This window comes from Bradyrhizobium lablabi (assembly GCF_001440475.1).
Lineage (GTDB): Bacteria > Pseudomonadota > Alphaproteobacteria > Rhizobiales > Xanthobacteraceae > Bradyrhizobium > Bradyrhizobium lablabi.
This window is the reverse complement of record NZ_LLYB01000090.1, coordinates 66,932-90,443: the sequence shown is the minus strand read 5'-3', so window position 1 is coordinate 90,443 and position 23,512 is coordinate 66,932. Positions and strand designations below refer to the sequence as shown.

Below are 23,512 nucleotides of genomic sequence, written 5' to 3'. Positions count from 1 at the left end.
GCCAGCGTGATCGGGATGTGCGAAGGCAAGCGATGAATGGTGGGCACGGCGCACGTGCGCCTTTGCCCACCCCACGCTGCATCCTCATCATTGCGAGCCAACAGGTCGCGCGAATGCGCGCCCGATGGCTCGCAATGACGGCTGAAAGCTACAAATCCACCACGACGTAGTCGCTCTCGACCGAGACTGCGATGGTCTCGGCGACATACGGCCCCTTCACCACGGCCGATCCCGGCTCGACGTTCACCGGATAGGCCCGGGCGCGAAAACGCTTCGGGTCGCAATAGGATTGCCCGGTGCGGATGTCGAACTCCCAGCCGTGCCAGGGGCAGCGGATGATTTCGCCAAGCTTGGTGTATTCGATCTCGCCAGGATCAGAGGATTGCGCCAGCCCGATCAGCGGCCCTTCGCACAATGCCGCGCCCTGATGCGGGCAGCGGTTCAACAGGCCGAAGAACTCGCCCTTGATGTTGAAGATCGCGATCGGCCGGCCGTCGATGTCGAGGAATTTTCGTGTCCCCGGCGGCAACTCGTCCACCGGGGCAATGACGTGACGAACCATCAAGAGATTCCGTACAGCTTCTTCGCATTGCCGAGATAGAACGCTTCGCGGTTGGCGTCGCTGACGCCGGGCGGCAGCACGCGCGACGGCTCGTCGAAATCCCAATGCGGATAGTCGGTCGCGAACAACAGCTTGTCCCAGCCGATCCACTCGATCACCTGGAACAGGTGCTCGCGCCGCTCGGGATCTTCCATCGGCTGCGTGGTCCACCAGACGTGGTTGCGGATATATTCCGACGGCTTGCGTTTCAGATGCGGCACCTCGCTGTGCAGCTTCTCAAAGCTCTTGTCGAGGCGCCAGGCGAGCGACGGCGCCCAGCCGAAGCCGGCCTCGATCATCACCATCTTCAATTTCGGGAACCGCTCGAACACGCCTTCGAGCACGAGGCTTGCCAGCACGGTCTGCTGGCACTGCGCATGGCCGACCATCTCCTCGATGTAGAAGCTCGGCCAGCCCGACGGTGTCAGCGGATTGCCGCCAAAGCCGAAGGCGTGGACGCCGACCGGTAGTCCAATTTCCTGCGCGGCCTCGTAGATCGGCCAGTAGCGGCGCTGGCCAAGCGGCTCGACATTGCGGGAGAGCAGCAGCACCTGCACGAAGTTGGGATCGCCCGCGCGCTTGCGGATTTCGGCGGCGGCGGTGACACCGTCCTCGGTGGGGACGACGATCGAGGCCTTCAGACGCCTGTCCTTGCTCGTCCATTTCTCGATCTGCCAGTCGTTGATCGCGGAACAGATCGCACCGGCCATATCCTGGTTGCGCAACCCCTGCCCGCTGTTGAGCGGATTGAGCACGCCGAGCGCAACGTTGTAGGGATCGAGCAGTTGCTTCTGCATGAAGGACAGCGAGGAACCTTGCGGACCGCCTTCCGGCGGCCAGGCGTCTCGGCGCGAGGCATTTGGCTGCGCTTTCGGATAGGGCGGCCCTTCCATCATGCCGTGATAAGCCTGCTTGCCGTAGGTCTCGAGATGCGAGTGCCAGCGCTTGGCCATGAACGGAAAGAGTTCGTCGTTGGTGGCGCGCGCCGGATGGATGTCGCAATCGGCGATCGCAGTCTTGATGCTGACGGAAGCCGAAGACTCTGGGCGGAACTGGACGTTCATGGCGTCTTCTCCTTCACCGTCTGCAACCGGCCGTATGTCGCGAGCGGGTTATCGATCATGATCTTGCGCACAAGATCGCCCGAAAGGCCCGGCGGCAGCACCTCGTCACCGTCGAATTGCCAGTGCGGATAGTCGGTCGAGAATAGGAGCAATTCGTCCGACTGCATATGGTCAAACAGGCGGTTCAGGGTTGCGGGATCCGGCGGCGCATCGACCGGCTGCAGCGAAAAGCGGATGTTGCTGCGCACAATCTCCAGCGGCGCGCGATCGACCCACGGTGTTTCCATCCGGATGCCACGCCAGAACTTGTGCAGCCGCCACAGATAGGCCGGCAGCCAGGTGAAGCCCGATTCCAGCATCACCATTTTCAGCTTCGGGTGCCGGGCGAACACGCCCTCCACGATCAGGCTGGTGAGCTGGGTCTGGAACGCGGTCGCCTGCGCGACATAATCCTCGATGTGGTAGGAACCCCAGCCGACGGAAGTCGGCGGGTTGTGATAGGCGCTGCCGGCATGGACGCCGACCGCAAGACCCAGCCGTTCGGCGGCGGCGTAGATCGGCCAATAGGCGCGCTTTCCCAGCGGCATGTCGCCCATGACCAGCATCAGCACCTGGACGAAGCGCCTGTCCTTGGCGCAGCGCTCGATCTCGGCGACGGATTTCTCGACGCTTTGGGTCGGGATCACGATCGAGCCGCGCAGCCGGTCGTCCTTGTCGAGCCATTCCTTGGCCAGCCAGTCGTTCAGCGCGCGGCAGAACGCGTCCTGCATGTCCTCGGAAAACACCATCTGCACGCCGTAAAGCGGATTGCAGATGCCGTAAGCTACGGCGAACCGGTCGAGCGCCTGCTTCTGCATGTCGGCGAGATCGGCGCCCGGCTTGCCCTGCGTGGGCCGCCAGTCCGGCCGCGAGGAGATCGGCGAATTGGTCGGATAGGATTGCGAGACCAGATCGGTCATGCCGCGCGTCGTCACCTGGTCGCGCCAGTAGTCGTTCATGTAGGGCAGCAGGCTGGTCAGATGAGGAACGGCGGGATGCAGATCGCAATCCACGCCCCCCGGGATCGGCGACGTCATGATGTTTCCTCGTATGCCCGCACGACGCAGTTTGTTGGAGGTATTCAATCAGGGCCGCATGCGCCCCGCAACTCGGCAAGCGTGGACCTCCTGTGCTAGGGAGACATGACTGGTGGGATTTTGGGAGGTGAGATGACAGAACTCATAACAATAGCCGAAAAGATTGCCACTCAGTTGGTCGCGCGCAAACAGACGATTGCGGTGGCGGAATCTTCAACCGGCGGGCTGATCTCGGCCGCGCTGTTGTCGGTGCCGGGCGCATCCGCCTATTTCCTCGGCGGCGCCGTGGTCTATACGCGCGATGCGCGGCGACTGCTGATGGATATTCCGGACGAGGCGATGAAAGGCCTTCGTTCGGCATCCGAGCCTTATGCATCATTGCTGGCGAGCCAGGTTCGCCAGCGCTTTGCGACCGACTGGGGCTTGTCGGAGACCGGTGCGACGGGACCGACCGGCAACCGGTATGGCGATGCGGCCGGCCATTGCTGCACAGCGGTGGCGGGTCCGCAGAACGAAGTATTCACGCTGGAAACCGGTATTGCCGACCGCCAGGCGAACATGCAGGCGTTTGCGAAGACGGCGTTGAATTTGCTGCTGGAGAATTTGTCGAAGTAAGATCGTAGCCCGGATGGAGCGAAGCGAAATCCGGGCTACGGGCTATGATCGACCATCACGCATCCGGGACCCCTACCCATGCAACAACAGTTCGACCGCGCAGCAGAAGATCTCGGCAACTCGATCCATTTCGAGCATGTCAACGTCACCATTCCCGATCAGCGACTGGCGACGCTGTTCTATGTCGCGGGGCTCGGGCTGACCCGCGACCCCTATCTGATGGTCTCCGACAGCAACATGTGGGTCAATGCCGGGCGGAGCCAGTTTCATCTGCCGCATGGGGGCGCACAGGTGCTGCGCGGCCATACCGGCATCGTCATCACGGGCCGCGCAGCGCTGCTGGAGCGGCTGGCGTCGGTCGCGAAGAAGCTCGAAGGCACCGCGTTTGCGTATCGCGAACGCAACGACCATGTCGAAGCCGTCTGTCCGTGGGGCAACCGCGTGCGCTGCTATGAGCCGGATGCGGCGCGCTTCGGGCGCATCACGCTTGGCATTCCCTATGTCGAGTTCGACGTGCCGGTCGGGACGGCAAAGGCAATCTCTGCTTTCTATCCCGCGATCATGGGCATGCAGGCCGAGCTTGTGAACGGCGACGGCACCGTGGCGCGCGTCAAGGCCGGCAAGAATCAATATCTGCAGTTCCGCGAGACCGACCGCGTGCAGCCGGATTACGACGGGCATCACGTGCAGATCTACATCACGGACTTTTCGGGTCCCTACCGACGCCTGGGCGAGCGCGGCCTGATCTCGCAGGAAGACAACCAGTATCAGTACCGCTTCCGCGACATCGTCGATCTCGACAGCGGCAAGCACCTGTTCACCGTCGAGCACGAGGTGCGTAGCGCCACCCACCCGATGTTCATGCGGCCGCTGGTCAACCGCAACCCGGCCGAAACCAACCGTACCTACGCGCCGGGGCATGAGGAGTGGGCGTGGGCGATGGGGCCGGATGAGTATGACAGAAGGTAGGGGTTCGGGCCTGCGGACATTGCGCATGGGCCCGGGAGTGTCTCCAACAGCGGGGGCTGCATCCTTCGAGACGGCGCTCCGCGCCTCCTCAGGATGAGGTCTANACCCTCATGGTGAGGAGCGCGGCAACGCCGCGCGTCTCGAACCACGAGGCCGAGATTGCGCCAGCACCAGACCTCACCGCTCCCGAAACGAACGCATCAGCTGGTCGCTGAACGGCTTCATCAGGTAGGACATCATGGTGCGGTCGCCGGTTTGCACGAAGGCTTCGACCGGCATGCCCGGGATGATCTTGACGTTGTCGCCAAGGCGGGCGACTTCGGTCGGCGGCATCGAGACGCGGATAGTGTAGTAGCTCTGGCCGGTGCGCTGGTCGGTGGTGACATCGGCGGAGACGCGGGTGACGACGCCGTTCAATTCCGGCGTGGTGCGCTGGTTGAAGGCCGATAGCCGCAGCAGCGTCTTCTGGCCGATCTGCAGCTTGTCGATGTCCTGCGGATTGACCTTGGCCTCGACCGAGAGATCGTCGGCCTTCGGCACGATCATCATGATGGCGTCGCCCGCGGTAATGACGCCGCCGATCGTATGCACGGTCGACTGCAACACGACGCCATCCTGTGGCGCGCGGATGTCGATACGGCGCAATTGATCTTCCGCGGTGACCTTGCGCTCGACGAACTCGCCGATCTTGTCGTTGGTCTCGCGCAGATCCTTGGAGACCTCGCTGACCACGTCCTTGTCGACCTGGATGATCTGCAGTTCGGTCTCGGTGATCTTGCCCCTCGCCTGCGCCCGCGCGGCGATGTATTGCGCACGCTCGCCCGACAGCCGGGCGAGATCGCGCTCCAGCACCGTCAGGCGCGAGATCTGGATCAGGCGCTGCTCGTAAAGCTGGCGGACGCCGACCAGCTCCTTCTCGACCAGCGCGACTTCCTTTTCCTTGGCCTGTTCCTGCGCCGTCAGCCCTGCGATTTCCTCGTTGAGCTGCGCCACCCGCTCGCGCAACTGCGATTTCTGCCCCGCACGGCCGAACACACGGACCTCGAACAGCTTGGTTTCGCTCGCCATGACGTCGCGGACATCAGGATCGTCGGCGCGATCGGTCAGCTGCGGCGGAAACTTGATCTGGTCGAGGCCGCGCTGTTCCGCTTCCAGCCGCGCGGCGCGCGCCCACAGGCCGTTCAGCGTCTTGACCACGATGGCAAGGCTCGCCTTCACCACGGTCTCGTCGAGCCGCACCACGACGTCGCCGGCCTTGACGATATCGCCGTCGCGCACCCGGACCTCGCCGACCACGCCGCCGGTCGGGTGCTGCACCTTCTTGACGTTGGAATCGACCACCACCGAACCCGGCGCGATCAGCGCGCCCGAAATCTGCACCGTCGAGGCCCAGCCGCCGAACCCGCCGGCCAGCACCAGCATCAGCGCCAGACCCAGGATGAGGTGTGAGCGGATCGAACGGCGCGCGCCTTTCAGCTCGACGGTCATGATTTCTTCGCGGCTCCCGCTTCGGATACGATCTTGATCGGCGGCGGCGCAGGCACCCGCTGCAGCACCTGGCCGAGCACGGTTTCCTTCGGGCCGAACGCCTGCATGCGGCCTTCCTTCAACACCAGCAATTGATCGACCGCCTCGATGCCGATCGGCCGGTGCGCCACCACCACCACGATAGCGCCGCGCTCGCGGGCGGCGCGCACCGCACGGGTCAGCGCCTCGTCACCCTCGCTGTCGAGGTTGGAGTTCGGCTCGTCGAGCACGATCAGGAACGGATGGCCATACAGCGCGCGCGCCAGCGCCACGCGCTGCGCCTGCCCGGCCGAGAGCGAAGCGCCCTGCTCGCCGATCTGGGTATCGTAACCCTCGCGCATCTTGATGATCATCTCATGCACGCCGGCTTCCTTGGCGGCGGCGATGATGGCGTCCGATTTCGCCTCGGGATCGAAGCGGGAGATATTCTGCGCCACGGTGCCGGCGAACAATTCGACATCCTGCGGCAGATAGCCGATGTGGTGGCCGAGCACGTCCGACGACCACTGGTCGAGCGCCGCGCCGTCGAGCCGCACCTTGCCGCGGGCGGGCATCCAGACGCCGACCAGCGCGCGCACCAGCGACGACTTGCCCGAGCCGCTCGGACCGATGACGCCGACGCCGGTGCCGGCCTCGACCGCGAAATTGACGTCCTGCACGATGACGCGCTGCTCGCCCGGCGGCACGATGCTGACGGCCTCGACCGACAGCCGCCTGGTCGGCGCCTGCAGCATCGTCTGCGCGTTCGACGCCGGTATCCGTTCCAGCAGCTTGGAAAGGCGATGCCAGCTCTGCCGCGCGGCGACAAAGCCCTTCCAGTGCGCGATGGCGAGATCGACCGGTGCCAGCGCGCGGGCGCTCAGGATCGAGCCCGCGATGATGATGCCGGCGGTGGCTTCCTGATGGATCACTAGATAAGCGCCGACCGCGAGCACCGCCGACTGCAGCATCATGCGCAGCACCTTGGCGATGGCGCCCAAACCGCCGGCGATGTCGCTGGCGCGCTGGTTGCCGGCCAGATAGGTCTCGTTGGCCTCGCCCCAGCGCTTCATCAGCCGCCCGGACATGCCCATCGCGACCAGCACTTCGGCGTTGCGCCGGCTGGTGGCGGCGAGATCGTTGCGCCGCGCCGCCAGCGTCATCGCCTCCTTGGCCGGCGTCCGCGACAGGAACTCGGTGATCAGCGTTAGCGTCACCAGAATGATGGCGCCGGCCAACGCGGTGACGCCGAGCAGCCAGTGAAACGCAAAGCAGATCGCCAGATAGAACGGCAGCCACGGCAGGTCGAAGAACGCGCCCGGCCCCATGCTGCCGAGAAACGACCTGACATTGTCGAGATCGCGCAACGGCTGCAGGCCTTCGTTGCGGCTCCCGACCATCAGCGGCAGCCGCACCACGGTTTCGAACACGCGGGCATTGATGGCTTCATCGAGCGCGGTGCCGATGCGGCCGAGGATGCGGCCGCGGATCAGATCGAGGCCGCCTTGGGCGATGTAGAGACCGGCGGCGAGAATCACGAGGCCGACCAGCGTCGGCACGCTGCGGCTCGGCAGCACGCGGTCGTAGACCTCCAGCATGAAAATCGAGCCGGTCAGGTACAGCAGATTGATCATGCAACTCATGACGCCGACGCCGATAAAGGCGTTGCGGCAGGCGCGCAGCGCCTCGCCGAGCTCGGATTTCCGGACGCCGGGAGCGGCTGCCATAAATGCGTATCTCTTCAAACGGATGAGGCTACGTGCTGGTTTTACCGATGTTTTTGGACACCGTCCATTTAAGTCACGTTAACCCCGATCCAGTTCACCCCCGTAAAAATGGGGGGAGAGGCGAGCTGCGGGAGGTTGGGCAGCTAATTTGACGCCGCCTCCAGCCCTGCGGCGGGTTCTGCCTTCGCCCGCCCCGGGAACGGCACCAGAATGACCGACATCGAGACCCGGCCGATCTCGCCATTGATGTCGAGCAGGACGCCGCTTCCGACGCCAAGGCCGGCCGCCGGCCGCCAGCGGGCCTGTGCGCGAATACCGATCCATTCCCCCTTGGGCCGGCGAAACAGCTGAACCGTCAGATTCGGGTTCGGGTCCGCCACCACATCCTGGATCGGGCGGGCGATGCCGTGGGTCCAGTCCGCCGGGCCGAGCACCGAGGAGAGCGGCAACTTCGGCGAGGATCCTGCGCCGCCGATAATTTGATGGTTCATGCGAAACCAGGCGACGCCATGGCTTTCGCGAGCCTCCATCGCCTCCATGAACCACGGCTTGCCATGCGCCGCCCGCCGGGTACGAATCGGCGACTGCGTGAGGTCGGCAACCTCAGTCGAGGGGTCGGCAAAGCCGGGCACTTCAACGGCACGCTCGCGCGACAGCGTCACCCGGACGGCGGCGCAGGGCTGGTCATCACCGACCGGCCACAGCGTGTTGTCGATCACGCTGACGCGGCCGCCTTCGGCCACGACCGACAGCGCGGTTCGCAACTCGGTCATCGGGGTCGGCCGCAGGAACCAGGCCGACGACGCGATCGCCGTTCCCCAGTTTCGCTGATCGGCCATCGCCTCGACTTCCGCCGTCAGAAGGCTTGCGACCGCCCCGCCCTGCAGGCCCGCGAACGGACCGGCGGCAAGGGCGGTGGGCTGCCAGCGGTTGGGGCCTGTGGGTTCGAAGATGGCCATGGCTCGGATTCCAGAGATGAGCAGGGTTGAGCGTCGGGCCAATCTGGCGGAAACTTGGGCCTGCAACAAAAGGGAATTCGTCACCTCAGATGAGTATAATTCACCCCTATGATGCGCCCGGCGCGTCGCTGCGCGCGATTCCTCCGCTGCCGGCGCTGCTGGCATTCGAGCGCGCCGCCACGCAATTAAGTTTTCGCCGCGCGGCGCGCGATCTCTCGCTCAGCCCGTCGGCGATCAGCCACCAGATCCGCGGACTTGAAGAGCAGTTCGGCACAAAGCTGTTCGTGCGCGGCGCGCGTTCGGTGCGGCTGACCGCCGACGGCGAGCGTTATCTCGCAAAGGTCTCAGCGGCGCTTTTGGCACTGCAGGAGGCCAGCCGCGACATGCAGCGGCATCGCCGCGACGCCAACGCCGAGCTCTGGATCAGCTCGCTGCCGTNCCTCGGCCGTGCTGCTTCCGGCCCTGCCCGAGTTCAAGCGTCGCCACCCCGGGCTTACGCTGCGCATCGAGGCCACGCATCAATATGCCGATTTCAACGCCTCGCGCGTCGACGTTGCCATCCGCTATGGCCGCGAACATTCCGTCGGCCTGAAATTCGAACCGCTGGTTGCGGTGAAGGGCCTGCCGGTCTGCGCGCCTGCGCTGGTCAAGGGCGGGTTGAAGGCACCCGAGGACCTGTCGCGCGAAGTCCTGATTCACTTGACGACGCAGCCGCGCGCCTGGCCGGTCTGGCTGCGCGAGGCCGGCCTTCAACACCTCACCCCGCGCGGGCATCTGTGGCTCGACAGCGTGCCGGCGATGCTGGAGGCCGCCGAACAGGGCCTCGGCGTGACGCTCGCGATGTCGCCGCTGATCAAGGCACGGCCCTCCTTCGGCAGGAAACTGATGGCGCCGTTCGCGTTCGAGGCCGCGCATAGCGAGACGATCTATCTCGTCTCCCGCACCGAGCAGGCGCGCGACCGCCGGATCGCCGCGGTCCGGCGCTGCATCGTCGAGGCGGTCAGCCGCGCGAAATAATGGGCGCTACCACCGCCCGCCGGTTCGGAGCAGCCGCACGATCACCAGCAGGATGATGGCGCCAATGGTGGAATAGACGATTTCGGACACCAGGCCGGTGCCGAGACGAATGCCGAGCTTGGGAAACAGCAGGCTCGCAAGCAGCGCGCCGGCGATGCCGACGAGAATATCGCCGATGATGCCAAAGCCGGTGCCGCGCACGATCTTGCCGGCAAGCCAGCCGGCCACCAGGCCGACGAAGAGAATGACGAGAATGCCCTCGTTGGAAATCACCATGTTAAGCCCCCGGTTTCGCAGCGCACGCCACCGACGGCTTGTCCATCATGGTCCGATGTGACGAGCCGTCCGCGCGACTTCCATATGCGGCCAGCGAAGTGAAACTTTTTTATGTCACGCGCGTTATGTCGGCATGAAACAGAGCGATATTTGGTACGTCACCTTTGGTCCGGACAAGACGGACGAGACTGCGGAGAGCATGGCCCGCTCGACGCGCACCTTCAAATCCGAGATCGACGCCAAATTGTTTGCGATGCAAATCCTGGCCAAGGGCTGGTCCGCCAGCGCCGGCACGCTCAATCCGCATCAGCCGAAGCAGGTGGTGGGACCGGCCCAGATCGAGCAATGGGCCGATCCGGGGCTGGGCGGGTAAGCAGAATTCCTTCAACTCCTAGGTCGAAGCAGCGACTTCAGCCGGCTCCGCCAAAACACATCGCGCCGTTCTGTCGGACGACACCTGCACGTTCGGCGGCAGGCGCTCGCTGCAGCGTGGCTGAGCGACGCTGCAGCGCGGCGCAAAGGAGCAACTGGCGGGCGCCTTGTCCAGCGAGGGCGGCGTGCCCGGGATGGTTTCAAGGCGCTGGCCGCGCTTAGCGCCGTGGACGGTCGAGGCCAGCAGGCCCTTGGCGTAAGGATGCACGGGCGTGCGGACGATATCGCGCAAACGGCCCTGCTCCACGATCTGTCCGGCATACATCACCGCAACGCGGTCGCAGATTTCAATGGCGACGCCGATATCGTGGGTCACGAAGATCACGGACATGCCGAACTCACGCTGCAGTTCACGGAGCAGCAGCAGGATCTGGATCTGCACGGTGGCGTCGAGCGCCGTGGTCGGTTCGTCGGCCAGCAGGATCTTCGGCTTGCAGGCCAAGGCCAGCGCGATCATCGCGCGCTGCCGCATGCCGCCGCTCATTTCGTGCGGATAGGCCTCAAGCCGGCGCTTGGCGGAGGGGATGCGGACCACCTCCAGCATTTCCAGCGCGCGCGCCATGGCTTCCTTTTCGCTTTTGCCCTCGTGTCGGATCACGCTTTCCGCAATCTGGCGGCCGATCGTGTAGACGGGATCGAGCGCCAGTGCCGGCTCCTGAAAGATCATCGAGACGGTCTGGCCGCGAAACGCCGAGAGCTCTTCGTCGTTCATCGCCAGCACATCGCGGCCCAGGACCTTCACCGTGCCCGAAATCTGCGTGCGCTTCTTCGGCAATAGCCGCATCAGCGCCCGCAGGGTCACGCTTTTTCCCGAGCCCGACTCGCCGAGCAGACCAAGCACCTCGCCCTCGCCCAGCGAAAGCGAGATGTCGTTGACGGCATGAACCGTGCGCTCGCCGGTGAAGCGGATGTTGAGGTCGCGAATGTCGACGAGATTGCTCATGCCAGCTTGGGTACCTTTTGATGATAGTCGGTGGCGCGCTGGAACGCCGCGCCGATCCGCACCAGTCCGGCCTCGTCGAAGGAACGGCCGATCAACTGCATGCCGACCGGCAGGCCCTTGTTGGTGAAGCCCGCGGGAATTGAGAGCGACGGCAGGCCGAGATAATTGATCGGCCGCGTGAAGCGCGTGATCCGCTGGATCACGGCTTCCGCATCGAGGCTGTTGCCGACGTCGCTCTCGGCGATGGTCACTGCCGGCATCGGCGCCACCGGCGCGATCACGGCATCGGTGCCTTCGACCGCCGCAAGGTAAGCGGCAAGCGCCGGGCCGCGCCAGCGCATCGCTTCGAGATAGGTCACGGCCGGAATGGCAAGCCCGTTCTGCAAGCGCATCAGCACCTGCGCGCCGTAATCCTGCGGACGCTCGATCATCCAGCGCTTGTGGAAGGCCGCAGCCTCGGTTGCGAGCACGATCTGGCAGGCGGCGGTGAGCTGACGCTGGTCCGGCAACTCGACCTTGACGATTTCGGCGCCTTCTTTTTTCAGCGTAGCGATGGTCTCGTCGAGCGCCCGCGCGACTTCGGAATCGAGATCGTCGACATAGAAGGCGGTCGGCACGCCGATCTTCAAGCCCTTCATCGAGCCTGTGGTCGCGGCCATGTAGTTCGGCACCGGCCGCGTCGACGTGGTCGGGTCTTCGCGATCTGCGCCCGCCATCAGCCCCACCAACAGTGCGCAGTCCTCGACGGTCTGCGCGAGCGGACCTACGGTATCGAGCGATTGCGACAGCGGCATCGCGCCGGCGCGGCTGATCAGGCCGACGGTGGTCTTGAAACCGGTGACGCCGCAGAAATGCGCGGGCATCCGGATCGAGCCGCCGGTATCCGAACCCAGCGCCGCAAAGGTCAGTCGCGCCGCGACCGCGGAGCCCGAGCCGGATGACGAGCCGCCGGTGATGTGATCGACGTTCCAGGGGTTACGCACCGCGCCGTAATGCACATTGTGGCCGGTCGGACCGTAGGCGAACTCGACCATCTGCAGCGAGCCGAGCCTGACGGAGCCGGCGTCCTTCAGCCGCTGCAAAGCGGTCGAGGTCGTCGTCGCCACAAATTCGCGCCTGATCTTTGAGCCGCAGGTCACGACCTTGCCGGCCTCGTAATACATGTCCTTGTGGGCCATCGGCACGCCGTGCAGCGGCCCGGCAATCTTGCCCTTGGCGAGATCGGCGTCGGCGGCATCGGCCGCGGCAAGCGCCGCCTCCGCCTCGATCGCCATGTAGGCGTTGACGCGGGGCTGCCACTGCGCGATCCGGTCGAGGCAGGACTGCGTTGCCTCGCGCGAGGAGATTTTCCTGGCCCCGATCGCCTTGGCGACCGCAACCAGCGACATCAGGGCCGGTTCGCCGCTCATTTCGACACCTTGGCGTTCTGCACCAGAAGAAAGCTTGCAGGCTCGAGATCCATCGGCAGCGTTCCGGCGACCGGCGCAAAGCCGTCGAAGGCTGGTCCGATTGAATTGGCGATGCGGGCGGATACTTCCACATCCTGCGGCACACCCGCGACGTCGGTCATTACCTTGACCTGTTTGGGATCGGGTCTTGTCATGCGGCGCTTGCTCCCTCGCTTTTATTGGTCGGTGCGCGGCTGTGCCCTGAGCCCGGTATGGCCATGTAGCACGCCGCCTGATGGCCCATTGTATCGACATCGCTGAGGTCTGGCGTCGCATTTGCGCAGAGCGGCTCCGCAAACGGACAGCGGGTGTGAAACCGGCAACCGGACGGAGGATCGATCGGGTTGGGCGGATCGCCCGAGATCGGCGGCGTCTTGGTGCGGTTGTCAGGATCGGACGAGGGCATCGCGGCCAGCAGCGCCCGCGTATAGGGATGGGCCGGCGCGTCCCAGACCTTGTCGACCGGGCCGAGTTCGACCACCTCGCCGAGATACATCACGAGCACGCGGTCCGAGATGTAGCGGACGACGTTGAGGTCGTGGCTAATGAACAGATAGGTCAGGCCGAATTCGCGCTTGAGATCGGCCAGCAGGTTGAGCACCTGCGCCTCGACCGATTTGTCGAGCGCCGAGACCGCTTCATCGAGAATCACCAGCCGCGGTGACAGCGCCAGCGCACGCGCGATATTGACGCGCTGGCGCTGGCCGCCGGAAATCTCGTGCGGATAGCGGTTGGCAAAGTTTTCCGGCCGCAGGCCCACCTTGCCGAGCAGTTCGCGCGCCAGCGTGCGCGCGGCGGCATCCGCCATGCCGTGCACCTTAGGGCCGAACGCGATCGATTCCTCGATGGTGAGGCGCGGATTCAGCGAGGCGTAGCTGTCCTGAAACACCATCTGCATGCCGCGGCGCAATTCGCGCAGTGACAGCGCGCGGCCGACCTGCATGCCGTCATAGACGATATCGCCGGCGTCGTGCTTCATCAGGTGCATCAGCAGCCGCGCGGTCGTCGACTTGCCGCAGCCGGACTCGCCGACGATGCCGACGGTCTCGCCCTTCGCGATCGAGAACGAGACGTTATCGACTGCGCGCACGGTTTTGCGGGGGCTGAACAGATCGCCCCGCACCGGGAAATGCTTGGTGAGGCCTGTGACCTGCAGCAGCGGCTGCGCCGCGCCGCCGACGTCCTCGACCTGTTCCAGTAGCTCGACTGACGGGCTTGCTTCACTCATCACGTCAGTTCCTGATGTCCATGGCACTGCGCATGCCGTCGCTAAGCAGGTTGAAGCAGATCGACACCGCAAAGATCATGACGCCCGGCAGCGCCGCCACCCATGGGTTGACATAGATCGCGGTGCGCAGCGTGTTCAGCATCAAGCCCCATTCCGGCTCCGGCGGTTTTGTCCCCAAACCAAGGAACGACAGACCGGCCGCGAGGATCATCGACACCGAGATCAGCCCTGTTGCGTAGACGAAGATTGGTCCCAGCACATTGCCCAGCATGTGCACGCGCATGATGGTGAAGGGCCCGGCGCCAGAGGCGCGCGCGGCTTCGACGAAATCCATGTTGCGCACGCCGGTGGTGACGCTTTCGGAAACGCGGGTGATCTGCGGCACGAACACGATGGTCAGCGACACGATGGAGTTGACGATGCCCGCGCCCAGCGCGCCCGAGATCGCGATTGCGAGCAGCACCGAGGGGAAGGCGTAGAAGACGTCGACCGTGCGCATGATCGCGGTGTTGAGCCGGCCGCCAACATAGCCGGCGACGAGGCCGAGCGAGGTGCCGATCACGAAGGCGAAGATTACCGGAAGAATGCCGATGATCAGCGACAGCCGCCCGCCATAGATCAGCCGGGCCAGCATGTCGCGGCCAAGCTCGTCGGTGCCGAGCGGATAGTTCGGCGTGCCGATGTGGCGAAGCCTTCGGATCATCGAGCCCTGATAGGGATCGGCGAGGCCCAGCCAGGGCGCCAGCAGCGCGGAGGCAAAGATCAGCACCAGCACAAGTGCGCAGACCATGCTGACCTTGTCGCGCACGATGCGGCGCCCGACGGTGGCCCAATAGCCCCGCGCCTTGGTGATGGGTGCGGCTTGCAGTGCGGTATCCGACATCACAGCCATGATCAGCCCCGCTTGATGCGCGGATCGATTGCGGCCTGCGCGATATCGACCAGGAGATTGAGGGTGACGAAGAACAGCGCCAGCACCAGGATGGTGCCCTGCAGCAGCGGCAGGTCGCGCTGGAAGATCGCCGAATTGAGCAGCAGGCCCGAGCCGGGCCAGGAGAACACGGTCTCGATCAGGATCGAGCCGCCGAGCATGTAGCCGAGTTGCAGGCCCATCACCGCCAGCGCGGTCGGCGCGGCGTTCTTGATGACATGCTTGAACACGTCGAGTTCGCGGAGGCCCTTGGCGCGCAGCGCCTCGACGAAATCCTGCGAAAGGATGTCACCGGTGAGTGCGCGCACCGTGCGGGTGACGATGCCCATCGGGATCACCGAGGTCGTGATCGCCGGCAGGATAAGATATTTCATGTGCTCCCAATCCCAGCCCCAGGAGCCAGAGCCGCCGGGACCGGCGCCGACCGCGGGCAGCCAGTTGAGCTGCACCGAGAAGATGATGACCATCACCATGCCGAGCCAGTAATGCGGCACAGACACGCCGGCGATGGCGACGGAGGTCGCGACCTTGTCGACCCAGGTGTCGCGGAAATAGCCGGCGATCAAGCCGAACAACAGCCCGAGCGTGAAGCCGATCAGCGCTGCCGCAATCGCGAGCGTCACGGTGTTGCCGACGGCGCGCAACACTTCCGTCAGCACCGGGCGGCCGGTAGCGATCGAGGCGCCGAGATCGCCATGGAGCGCGCGCCAAATCCACAGCCCGAACTGCACCGGCAGCGGCCGGTCGAAGCCGTAAGCCGTGCGCATTTGCGCGGCGAGTTCCTGCGAGGCATCCGCCGGCAGCACCGCGACGAGCGGGTCGCCGGGCGTGATATGCACGAGCAGGAAACACACCAGCGCGACGCTGATCACGATCGGGATGACGTAGACGATACGCCGGGCAACGTAGACGAGCACAGGTCACCTTCTCTTCTTCCTTCTCCCCTTGTGGGAGAAGGTGGCGCGGACAACGTCCGCGCCGGATGAGGGGTCTGTCTCCGCGGATACAAAGNTCGAATGAGCTTCGCTCATTCGATCCACCCTCTCCCACAAGGGGAGAGGGGAAACGAGCGAGCGGAAACGTCTTTCTTACGGCGCCACCGTCACCGGCGAGAAGTCGACGAACCAGCTCTTCGGCTGCACGAAGCCTTTCACCTTCGGGCTCATGGCGCGCGGAGAAACGTCGTGGGCGACATAGAGGAATGCCGCGTCATCGACGGAAGCCGCATGCAGATCGGCCAGCGCCGCGTCACGCGCAGCGGGGTCGAAGGTCTGGCGCGCCTTGGTCACCAGCTCGTCGAACTTCGGGTTGTTGATATAGCCCCAGTTGTTCGACACCGGCGGCGCCATCGACGACTGCAGAAAGCGTACCAGCGCGAAGAACGGGTCCATCGCCGCATAGGTGACGTTGGTGGCGTTGGCGCCGTTCGCGGTCGGATCCTTGGCGCCGCGGCGCCAGTTGGTGAACAGCGTGTTCCACTCGATGACGTCGAGCTGGACGTCGAAGTAGCATTCGGCCAGCGCCTGCTGCAGATATTCGTTCATCGGCAAGGGCTGCATCTGGCCCGATCCCGAGGCAGACGTCTGCGTCTTCACCGTCAGCTTCTTGCTCGGACCATAGCCGGCTTCCTGCATCAGCTTCTGTGCGGCCTTCAGGTCATACTTGATCTCGAAGGTCGGCTTGCCGCGCCAGGGGTGGCCGGCCTCGAACGTGCCGGATGCCGGCACCATCAGGCCGGCGAGCAGGCCGTCTTTCAGGCCCTCGCGATCGATGCAGAGATTGGCGGCCTTGCGGACGCGGATATCGTTCCAGGGCGAGCCTTCGATGCGCGAGAACTGCCAGGGCCAGACGTGCGGCGATTCATTGGCCTGAAGCTGGAAGCCACGCTGCTTGATTTCCTTGACCGCGTCCGGCGCCGGTGCCTCGACCCAGTCGACCTGTCCGGACAGCAGCGCTGCGGTGCGGGCGTTGGCCTCCGGCATCGGCAGCAGCACCATCCGGTCGACCTTCGGCACGCGCGCCTTGTCCCAATAGCCTTCGTTCTTCACGAGTTCGAGCCGCTCGCGCGGTGTGAACTTCGACATCTTCCACGGGCCCGTACCCGAAGCGTCCTTGGCGAACGCCGCCCACGCGGCCTGCGACTTGGCCTTGGCGTCGGCGCCCTCGGCGGAATCAAAGAACTTCTGCCACTTGGCGGGGCTCGCCATGAACAAGTTGGTCAGGTTGATGGGGAGAAAACTGTCCGGCTCCTTGGTGGTCAATTCCACCGTCAGGTCGTCGATCTTGCGCGCGGAGGCCAGCGTCGGCATGCGCGAGGCGGTGACGCCGACCTGGCTGGCGTCGAAATGCGGCGCATCCTGCTTCAGCACCTTCTCGACGTTCCAGACCACGGCGTCGGCATTGAAGTCGCTGCCGTCATGGAATTTGACGCCGGGACGCAGCTTGAAGGTCCACTTCTTCTTGTCGGCCTCATCGACCTTCCACTCGGTCGCGAGCCCGGGAATCATGACGCTCGCCTTGTCGGCCGAGGAGAGGTCCCACATCGTCAGGCCATCATACATGGTCAGCCCGGTGAAACGGTTGCCCTCAAACCCCTGATCGGGCTGCCCGAGCGTGCGCGGAATATCGGCAGCGGTCATGCCGATCCGCAGCACGGTCTCCGCGCTCGCGAGCTGCGGCAGCCCGACCACCAGGGCGGTCGCCAGCAGCCAAGCGGTGGCCGTCTTCTTCGATGTCTCGTTACGCATATGCAGCGATCCCTTCTCGACTACTTGGGTGACTAATTCTTATGCAAAGGTATGCAACGCCTGTGCCAAGGATGGTGCTTCGCAGGAGGCCATTAGCCGCACAACTCCCGTGAGCGTGCGCATGCAAGTGCGCCTTCCATGCTCCATCTGGCACCAAGTTTGCATTTTTTAGCTCCACCCCTGCCCGATGGAGCTTAAATCATGTGCACCCGATATTCGATGCTTCTTGCTGCCGCGGCAATAGCCCTCGGATTCCCTCTTGGCTTGCCCACGATTTCGGCGCAGGCGGAAACCGTTGTGCGCTACGGCATATCGATGGCGGACATTCCGCTGACCACCGGCCAGCCCGACCGCGGCGCCGGCGCCTATCAATTCTCGGCCTATACGATCTACGATCCGCTGGTTGCCTGGGAGATGGACGTGTCCGACCGGCCCGGCAAACTGGTGCCGGGGCTGGCAACCGAATGGAAGGTCGACGAGGCGGACAAGAAGAAATGGCGCTTCACCTTGCGCAAGGGCGTCAAGTTTCATGATGGCAGCGAGTTCAACGCCGACGCGGTGATCTGGAATCTGGACAAGGTGCTCAACGACAAGGCACCGCAGTTCGACAAGCGGCAGAGTGCGCAGGTGAAAACCCGCCTGCCCTCGGTCGCCAGCTACGCCAAGATCGACGACGACACGGTCGAGATCACGACCAAAACCGTCGACTCGTTCTTCCCGTACCAGATGCTCTGGTTCCTGGTCTCCAGCCCGGCGCAGTATGAAAAGCTCGGCAAGGACTGGGACAAGTTTGCCAGCCAGCCCTCCGGCACCGGGCCGTTCAAGCTCACCAAGCTCGTGCCGCGCGAACTCGCGGAACTGACCAGGAACGCCGACTATTGGGACAAGAAGCGGCTTCCGAAGGCCGACAAGATCGTGCTGATCCCGATGCCGGAGGCGCTGACGCGCACCAACGCGCTGTTGGCAGGCCAGGTCGACCTGATCGAAACGCCGGCGCCTGATGCGGTGCCGCAGCTCAAATCCGCCGGCATGAAGATCGTCGACAATGTCACGCCGCATGTCTGGAATTATCATTTGAGCGTGCTGCCCGGCTCGCCCTGGACCGACATTCGCCTGCGCAAGGCGCTCAATCTCGCGATCGACCGCGAGGCGGTGGTCGGCCTGATGAACGGATTGGCCAAGCCCGCCAAGGGCCAGGTCGACCCGTCGAGCCCGTGGTTCGGCAAGCCGTCGTTCGAGCTCAAATACGATGTCGCGGCGGCGAAGAAGCTGGTCCAGGAGGCAGGCTACTCGAAGGAGAAGCCGCTGAAGACCACGTTCGTCATCGCACAGGGCGGCACCGGGCAGATGCTGTCGCTGCCGATGAACGAATTCCTGCAGCAGAGTTTCAAGGAAATCGGCATCGAGATCGACTTCAAGGTGGTCGAGCTCGAGACGTTATATACGGCATGGCGCAAGGGCGCGGCCGACGAGATGAACGCCGGCATCACCTCTAACAACATCGCCTATGTCACGTCAGATCCGCTCTACGCCATCGTGCGCTTCTTCCACTCCGGCCAGATCGCGCCCGTCGGTGTCAACTGGGGCGGCTACAAGAACCCCAAGGTCGACGCGCTGATCGACGAGGCCAAGCAGACTTTCGACGTCGCCAAGCAGGACGAACTGCTGGCGCAGGCGCATGCCGAGATCGTCGACGACGCCACGCTGGTCTGGGTGGTACACGACACCAACCCGCACGCGCTGTCGCCGAAGGTGAAGAAGTTCGTGCAGGCGCAGCACTGGTTCCAGGATCTGACGCAGATCGGATTGGAGTAGCGGGAATTGCAGGGTGGGCAAGGGCGCGCAGCGCCGTGCCCACCATTCCGTTCCACGCTCGTGATGGTGGGCACGCTTCCGCCTTCGCTCTTCGAGCTACGGCGGACAAGTCGCTTTGTCCACCCTACGGATCTTCGTTGAATAAGGCGATCGCGCCCTCACAAAGATCGTCATACTCCGCGAAAGCGGGGTATCCAGTACGCCGCGACCTTCCGGTTAATTCTCTAACGTCTCGGAGCACCCGCTTTTGCGGGTGATGACAGCGAGTGAATTATTTCGTCAGCAGCGCGAACGCGCCGTTCCAGTCTTCCGGCGGCGGGTTTTCGAGATAGTCGCGAATCCGGACTTCGTACAAATTGTAGAGCAGCTCCAGCGAATTTGCCTCGTCGGTCTTGCGGCCGCGATCGATCGCGGCCAGCGCGCCGTCCCAGTCACGGGTGCGATAGCAGGCGAGCATCTCGATGGTCAGGTTGCGCAGGCGCTGGAAGCGGCCGGACCGCGCGGTGTCCTCGCGGCCGGCGATGGCGTAGATCACCTCCGGCTCCTTCNTTGCCCTTCACCATGATGAAGTCGAGTTCGAGGATGGCGAACTTGTCCTTCANCCGCCAGCGCGGTCCTGGACCCGACGATGATCGGAAAACCGTATTCCTTGGATTGCCCTTCCAGGCGAGACGCCAGATTGACGCTGTCGCCGAACACGGAATAGTTGAACTTGAGATCGGACCCCATGTTGCCGACCACGCAGATGCCGGTATTGAGCCCGATGCCGGCATTGAGCGGAATGAATGGCCGCCCTTCTTCCTTTGCCTCCTGCTCACGTGCCTGATTGAGCGCGTCGACATGCTCCAGCATGTCGATCGCTGCCTCGCAGGCGTTAAGTTCATGATCCTTGTCGTCGAGCGGCGCGTTCCAGAACGCCATGATGGCGTCGCCCATATACTTATCGATGTACCCCTTGCGCGCGAGGATCGCGTTGGTTAGCGGCGTCAGGAAACGATTCATCAGCGCGGTGAGGCCCTGCGGATCGTTCTTGTAGGTCTCCGAAATCGAGGTGAAGCCGCGCATGTCGGAGAACATGATGGTCATCTCGCGCTCCTCGCCGCCGAGCACCAGCTTTTCCGGCGACTGCGCGAGCTGCTCTACCAGCACTGGCGACATGTATTGCGCGAAGGCCCCACGAATCTGCTTGCGCTGTTGTTGTTCGCGCACGAAGGAGGAAAAGATCAGCGTGAGATAGATCGCGGTAGTTGACATCAGGGGATAGGTGAAATCGATCAGCAAGCGGTGCTGCGCGTAGAAATACGCCGATGTTCCGACCAACACGGTTGCAAACGCGCCGCCGACGATGACCAGCGAGATCGGACCGAACAGCGGCGCGAACGCAATCACCAGCAGTCCGAACAACATCGCCGCCGTAAATTCGAGGACGATACCGTAGATCGGCTGCGAAATGACCGTGCCGGTCAGCGCGCTCTCCAGCACCTGGGCATGGATCTCGACCCCGGGCATGGCGCGCGATACCGGCGTGGTCTTGATGTCGTTGAGGCCGACCGCCGACGTGCCGATCAGCACCAGCTTGCCTGCGATCATGTCGGGCGCGACGTTCTTCTCCAGCACGTTGACGGCGGGAACGTAGATCGAGGCATCGTTGCGGGCATAGTGGACCCAGAGCTGGCCGTTATGGTCGGTCGGAATCTGGACGCCCTTGATGCCGAGGCTCTTGATGCCGGCCTTTTCGGCCTTGACCAGGATGGTGCCGGAGCCGGTGGCGACGCGGAGCATCTCGAAGGTCAGCGAGGGCATGGTCTGGCCCTGCGCCAGCATGATCATCGGCACCCGCCGCACGATGCCGTCGCGCTCGGGCTTGATGGTGAACAGGCCGCGGCCGGCGGCGGCGTGCTCCAGCACCGGCACGTTGCGCAGCAGGCCCGGAAATTCGAACATGAAGCGCTGCGGCTCCTCGCCAAGCATCGCAAGGCCCGTGACCGGCAGCGTCTTGTCGAGCGCTACGATTTCCTCCGGCAGGCCGGACTCGCCAAGCACGACGCGCGACTTGCCGATCGCATCGGCGAAGATCTGATCGTTGCTCGGCAACGAACGCAGCTTGGCGCGGGTTTCCTCGTCGAGCTGCGGGATCGCATCGGCCGCGACGCCGGGATTGAGGCGGTCGGGCTCCGAAAACACCGCGTCGAAGGCGATCACCACGGCGCCCAGCCCGGTCAACTCGCTGACGAGCGCTGCGATCCGCGTCCGCGGCCACGGCCACTGCCCGAGCTTCTCCAGGCTCTTGTCGTCGATATCGACGATGGTGACTGGCCTTGCCGTTTTCTTGCGCGGATCGATGCGCTGGAAGGCGTCAAAAGTGCGGACGCGGAGTTCCTCGACCGGCGCCGGATCGGCGACGCGTAGCGCGGCGAACCCGATCAGCAGCACAAGGCACAGCAGCCGGGCATAGCCGATGCGCCGCTTGAACCACCTCGGTAAGGCCCGTAATCGCTTCATGGCACTGGATTGTTCGCTAACTCGGGGCGCCAGACAAGCCGGAAGATGGCACCGGCATCCACGAGCCGGCCCAAATGGCGAAGAGCCATGCTAGTGGTGCGGCGAGACGATGAAGTCGCTCGCATGCAGGCTGGCGACCGCGACCCCCTTGAGGGTGATGGTTTCGCCGTGAGTGAGCGTGATCAGCGTGTCCCCGTCATCTGTCGGGCTCGCCTTCGCATGGGCACTGAGCCACGTCTCGATATTGGACGAATCCACCTCGGAGAACGCGCGCAGGTCGATATGATCTTCGCCCGGCTTGAAGTCGGTAATCTTATCGGCGCTCGGGTCGTCGTATTGGCGTGCCGGCGCAAATACAAACTGATCGGCCTTGGCGTTGCCGGTCAGCGTGTCGTTGCCCTCGGTTGCGAAAATGACGTCCTTTCCATTTGTGCCTTCGAGCGTGGCGCCATCCCATCCGGATTGCTGGAACACGAAGTTCAGGGTGTCGCTGTGGCCATTAACGTCCGTTGCGGTCACCGTGACGATGTCGTTCTGATGGGTATCGCCGTTGTAGCCCGTCGGCGTATAAATGATGCCGTTGGCAAACTGGGTATTGATTTCCGAAACGGTGCCCGCCTGCACCGAGGAGAGCGTGCCGTGCACGGCGCTCGCCGTGATCGTCACGTCCGAGTCCTGGTCGTCATCGGACAACTGGATGCCAAACACGGTGGTGGTGAGTGCGGTGTCGTTGTTCTCCACAACGCTGATGCTTTCGGCGCTGAGGACTGGGGCAGCCGGATTTGCGGCGGCCTCGACGTCAACCTTCGTGGTGAAATAGGCCGAATCCTGCGCGCCATTGGCGGTTCCGCCGCCGTCCTGGAGCGTGAAGGTCACGGTGCGCTCGCCGGCGACAGGGTCGCGCGTGAGGTTCGAGAATTCGATCGCCTGCGCCAGCGCGGCGACGGCCGCATCATTGGCGCTGCCGTTCAACGTAACCTTCAGGCCGTTGGTGTCGTAGTCCGAGAGCGTTCCGATAACATGCGCGCTGCCCGGACCGGCAGCCCCGTCAGCGTCGTACAGGATATCGGTGCCGCTGACCGAAATGAGGTCGCCGTTCGCGATAGTGAGCGTGTCGCCCTGGTGTCCGCCATCCGTCACTGCAGCGGTGAACGATCCGCCGGCGTAATTGCTGCTGTCGACGTCGCTGGCCGAGACGCTGCCGGCGAGAGCCACCGCCGCCTCGCCCGCCTGATAGGTCGGCGCAAGATCGGCGCCGGTGAACACCGGGGCGTCGTTGGTTCCGGTGACAGTGACGACAAAGGTCTGCGGCGTCACGCCGCCGTGGCCATCGTCGATCGCGACCGTGTAGGTCAGCGTCAGTTGCTCGCCGGCGGCCAGGTAATCGAACGCGGTCGAGGCCGCCGAAAACGACAGATTGACCGAGCCCGACGACGAACCGGCCTCCTTGGCCACCGTGCCCGGCGTGACCAAGTCGATCAGCGCCGCATTGTCGAGCGCAAGGCCTGACGTGGTGCCGGACGCCACCACGCCGGTGATATCGGCAGTGTGGCCGGTGTCGGTCAGGTCGACATCGGTGAAGGTCACGGGGATCGTCGCAGTCAGCGGCGAATTATCGGTCTGCTCGGTCAAATCCTGCTGCGCGATTTCGGCAAT

21 protein-coding genes and 2 pseudogenes are annotated in these 23,512 nt (G+C 64.2%); 6 read left to right on the top strand and 17 right to left on the bottom strand.

The features are described 5' to 3' along the window. Window positions 1–148: 148 nt before the first annotated feature. Genes CQ14_RS26305 through CQ14_RS26295 form a run of 3 tightly spaced genes read right to left on the bottom strand, consistent with a single transcriptional unit; the run spans window position 149 to window position 2,741 of the window. The gene (locus tag CQ14_RS26305; RefSeq protein WP_057860734.1) at window positions 149–562 is read right to left on the bottom strand and encodes a Rieske (2Fe-2S) protein; all 414 of its coding nucleotides are present in this window, start codon (window positions 560–562) and stop codon (window positions 149–151) included. After that, the gene (locus CQ14_RS26300; protein ID WP_057860733.1) at window positions 562–1,665 is read right to left on the bottom strand and encodes an amidohydrolase family protein; all 1,104 of its coding nucleotides are present in this window, start codon (window positions 1,663–1,665) and stop codon (window positions 562–564) included. The genes CQ14_RS26305 and CQ14_RS26300 overlap by 1 nt, the downstream gene beginning before the upstream one ends. Then, a complete protein-coding gene (locus CQ14_RS26295) occupies window positions 1,662–2,741 on the bottom strand; it encodes an amidohydrolase family protein (protein WP_057860732.1) in 1,080 nt (359 codons plus the stop codon). The genes CQ14_RS26300 and CQ14_RS26295 overlap by 4 nt, the downstream gene beginning before the upstream one ends. A gap of 132 nt (window positions 2,742–2,873) precedes the next feature. Here CQ14_RS26295 and CQ14_RS26290 point away from each other — a divergent pair, with 132 nt between their 5' ends. Both CQ14_RS26290 and CQ14_RS26285 read left to right on the top strand, forming a co-directional pair. Next, window positions 2,874–3,356: a CinA family protein gene (locus CQ14_RS26290; protein ID WP_057860731.1), complete on the top strand. Its 483-nt coding sequence runs from the start codon at window positions 2,874–2,876 to the stop codon at window positions 3,354–3,356. Window positions 3,357–3,434: 78 nt separating this feature from the next. Next, the gene (locus CQ14_RS26285) at window positions 3,435–4,325 is read left to right on the top strand and encodes a hypothetical protein (protein ID WP_057860730.1); all 891 of its coding nucleotides are present in this window, start codon (window positions 3,435–3,437) and stop codon (window positions 4,323–4,325) included. 177 nt (window positions 4,326–4,502) lie between these two features. Here the strand turns inward: CQ14_RS26285 and CQ14_RS26280 are convergent, their stop codons facing one another. The 3 genes from CQ14_RS26280 to CQ14_RS26270 form a co-directional block, all read right to left on the bottom strand. After that, entirely contained in the window at window positions 4,503–5,813 is a 1,311-nt protein-coding gene (locus CQ14_RS26280) for an HlyD family type I secretion periplasmic adaptor subunit (protein WP_057860729.1), read from the bottom strand. Beyond that, window positions 5,810–7,558: a type I secretion system permease/ATPase gene (locus CQ14_RS26275; RefSeq protein WP_057860728.1), complete on the bottom strand. Its 1,749-nt coding sequence runs from the start codon at window positions 7,556–7,558 to the stop codon at window positions 5,810–5,812. The genes CQ14_RS26280 and CQ14_RS26275 overlap by 4 nt, the downstream gene beginning before the upstream one ends. Before the next feature lie 143 nt (window positions 7,559–7,701). Continuing rightward, complete coding sequence (locus CQ14_RS26270; RefSeq protein WP_057860727.1) at window positions 7,702–8,517, bottom strand: acyl-CoA thioesterase domain-containing protein; 816 nt, start codon at window positions 8,515–8,517, stop codon at window positions 7,702–7,704. A gap of 89 nt (window positions 8,518–8,606) precedes the next feature. Between CQ14_RS26270 and CQ14_RS46795 the strand changes: the two are divergent. Both CQ14_RS46795 and CQ14_RS46790 read left to right on the top strand, forming a co-directional pair. Beyond that, window positions 8,607–8,955, top strand: a pseudogene (locus CQ14_RS46795) (LysR family transcriptional regulator); the annotation flags it as partial. Between the two features lie 9 nt (window positions 8,956–8,964). Beyond that, window positions 8,965–9,534 carry a LysR substrate-binding domain-containing protein gene (locus tag CQ14_RS46790; RefSeq protein WP_245320526.1) on the top strand — a complete coding sequence of 190 codons (570 nt, stop codon included), beginning with the start codon at window positions 8,965–8,967 and terminating at the stop codon, window positions 9,532–9,534. A gap of 6 nt (window positions 9,535–9,540) precedes the next feature. On the opposite strand, the gene CQ14_RS26260 is transcribed toward CQ14_RS46790, so the two are convergent. Then, entirely contained in the window at window positions 9,541–9,810 is a 270-nt protein-coding gene (locus CQ14_RS26260) for a GlsB/YeaQ/YmgE family stress response membrane protein (RefSeq protein ID WP_057834089.1), read from the bottom strand. Window positions 9,811–9,943: 133 nt separating this feature from the next. Here CQ14_RS26260 and CQ14_RS26255 point away from each other — a divergent pair, with 133 nt between their 5' ends. Continuing rightward, the gene (locus CQ14_RS26255) at window positions 9,944–10,183 is read left to right on the top strand and encodes a Sec-independent protein translocase family protein (RefSeq protein WP_057860726.1); all 240 of its coding nucleotides are present in this window, start codon (window positions 9,944–9,946) and stop codon (window positions 10,181–10,183) included. Between the two features lie 18 nt (window positions 10,184–10,201). On the opposite strand, the gene CQ14_RS26250 is transcribed toward CQ14_RS26255, so the two are convergent. The 7 genes from CQ14_RS26250 to CQ14_RS26220 all read right to left on the bottom strand — a co-directional run bounded on the left by CQ14_RS26250 (window position 10,202) and on the right by CQ14_RS26220 (window position 17,539). After that, the gene (locus tag CQ14_RS26250; protein WP_057860725.1) at window positions 10,202–11,185 is read right to left on the bottom strand and encodes an ABC transporter ATP-binding protein; all 984 of its coding nucleotides are present in this window, start codon (window positions 11,183–11,185) and stop codon (window positions 10,202–10,204) included. Beyond that, a complete protein-coding gene (locus CQ14_RS26245; protein WP_057860724.1) occupies window positions 11,182–12,594 on the bottom strand; it encodes an Asp-tRNA(Asn)/Glu-tRNA(Gln) amidotransferase GatCAB subunit A in 1,413 nt (470 codons plus the stop codon). Before CQ14_RS26245 ends, CQ14_RS26250 begins: the two co-directional genes overlap by 4 nt. Beyond that, entirely contained in the window at window positions 12,591–12,788 is a 198-nt protein-coding gene (locus CQ14_RS26240) for a hypothetical protein (protein WP_057860723.1), read from the bottom strand. The genes CQ14_RS26245 and CQ14_RS26240 overlap by 4 nt, the downstream gene beginning before the upstream one ends. Next, entirely contained in the window at window positions 12,785–13,861 is a 1,077-nt protein-coding gene (locus tag CQ14_RS26235; protein WP_057860722.1) for an ABC transporter ATP-binding protein, read from the bottom strand. Before CQ14_RS26235 ends, CQ14_RS26240 begins: the two co-directional genes overlap by 4 nt. 4 nt (window positions 13,862–13,865) lie before the next feature. Beyond that, window positions 13,866–14,744 (bottom strand): ABC transporter permease, encoded by an 879-nt coding sequence (locus tag CQ14_RS26230; RefSeq protein WP_057860779.1) that lies wholly within the window; start codon window positions 14,742–14,744, stop codon window positions 13,866–13,868. Between the two features lie 11 nt (window positions 14,745–14,755). After that, window positions 14,756–15,709 carry an ABC transporter permease gene (locus tag CQ14_RS26225; protein ID WP_057860721.1) on the bottom strand — a complete coding sequence of 318 codons (954 nt, stop codon included), beginning with the start codon at window positions 15,707–15,709 and terminating at the stop codon, window positions 14,756–14,758. A 171-nt stretch (window positions 15,710–15,880) separates the two neighbouring features. Beyond that, window positions 15,881–17,539, bottom strand: a complete 1,659-nt coding sequence (locus CQ14_RS26220; RefSeq protein ID WP_057860720.1) for an ABC transporter substrate-binding protein — start codon at window positions 17,537–17,539, stop codon at window positions 15,881–15,883. Between the two features lie 219 nt (window positions 17,540–17,758). On the opposite strand from CQ14_RS26220, the gene CQ14_RS26215 reads away from it, so the two are divergent. Continuing rightward, a complete protein-coding gene (locus tag CQ14_RS26215; RefSeq protein ID WP_156435444.1) occupies window positions 17,759–19,354 on the top strand; it encodes an ABC transporter substrate-binding protein in 1,596 nt (531 codons plus the stop codon). A gap of 271 nt (window positions 19,355–19,625) precedes the next feature. On the opposite strand, the pseudogene CQ14_RS46785 reads toward CQ14_RS26215, so the two are convergent. The 3 genes and pseudogenes from CQ14_RS46785 to CQ14_RS44810 form a co-directional block, all read right to left on the bottom strand. After that, window positions 19,626–19,902: pseudogene (locus CQ14_RS46785) on the bottom strand (CHASE2 domain-containing protein); the annotation flags it as partial. A 54-nt stretch (window positions 19,903–19,956) separates the two neighbouring features. Further along, on the bottom strand, window positions 19,957–21,856 hold a 1,900-nt coding region (locus CQ14_RS26210), incomplete at its 3' end, for a CHASE2 domain-containing protein (protein WP_245320521.1). Window positions 21,857–21,946: 90 nt separating this feature from the next. Further along, the coding region (locus CQ14_RS44810) for a VCBS domain-containing protein (RefSeq protein ID WP_199805619.1) at window positions 21,947–23,512 on the bottom strand (1,566 nt) is incomplete at its 5' end.

Coding starts and splice junctions, on each gene's coding strand:
- CQ14_RS26305 (WP_057860734.1), bottom strand. CDS start 562: ATGGTTCGTCACGTCATTGCCCCGGTGGACGAGTTGCCGCCGGGGACA.
- CQ14_RS26300 (WP_057860733.1), bottom strand. CDS start 1,665: ATGAACGTCCAGTTCCGCCCAGAGTCTTCGGCTTCCGTCAGCATCAAG.
- CQ14_RS26295 (WP_057860732.1), bottom strand. CDS start 2,741: ATGACGTCGCCGATCCCGGGGGGCGTGGATTGCGATCTGCATCCCGCC.
- CQ14_RS26290 (WP_057860731.1), top strand. CDS start 2,874: ATGACAGAACTCATAACAATAGCCGAAAAGATTGCCACTCAGTTGGTC.
- CQ14_RS26285 (WP_057860730.1), top strand. CDS start 3,435: ATGCAACAACAGTTCGACCGCGCAGCAGAAGATCTCGGCAACTCGATC.
- CQ14_RS26280 (WP_057860729.1), bottom strand. CDS start 5,813: ATGACCGTCGAGCTGAAAGGCGCGCGCCGTTCGATCCGCTCACACCTC.
- CQ14_RS26275 (WP_057860728.1), bottom strand. CDS start 7,558: ATGGCAGCCGCTCCCGGCGTCCGGAAATCCGAGCTCGGCGAGGCGCTG.
- CQ14_RS26270 (WP_057860727.1), bottom strand. CDS start 8,517: ATGGCCATCTTCGAACCCACAGGCCCCAACCGCTGGCAGCCCACCGCC.
- CQ14_RS26260 (WP_057834089.1), bottom strand. CDS start 9,810: ATGGTGATTTCCAACGAGGGCATTCTCGTCATTCTCTTCGTCGGCCTG.
- CQ14_RS26255 (WP_057860726.1), top strand. CDS start 9,944: ATGAAACAGAGCGATATTTGGTACGTCACCTTTGGTCCGGACAAGACG.
- CQ14_RS26250 (WP_057860725.1), bottom strand. CDS start 11,185: ATGAGCAATCTCGTCGACATTCGCGACCTCAACATCCGCTTCACCGGC.
- CQ14_RS26245 (WP_057860724.1), bottom strand. CDS start 12,594: ATGAGCGGCGAACCGGCCCTGATGTCGCTGGTTGCGGTCGCCAAGGCG.
- CQ14_RS26240 (WP_057860723.1), bottom strand. CDS start 12,788: ATGACAAGACCCGATCCCAAACAGGTCAAGGTAATGACCGACGTCGCG.
- CQ14_RS26235 (WP_057860722.1), bottom strand. CDS start 13,861: ATGAGTGAAGCAAGCCCGTCAGTCGAGCTACTGGAACAGGTCGAGGAC.
- CQ14_RS26230 (WP_057860779.1), bottom strand. CDS start 14,744: ATGTCGGATACCGCACTGCAAGCCGCACCCATCACCAAGGCGCGGGGC.
- CQ14_RS26220 (WP_057860720.1), bottom strand. CDS start 17,539: ATGCGTAACGAGACATCGAAGAAGACGGCCACCGCTTGGCTGCTGGCG.
- CQ14_RS26215 (WP_156435444.1), top strand. CDS start 17,759: ATGCTTCTTGCTGCCGCGGCAATAGCCCTCGGATTCCCTCTTGGCTTG.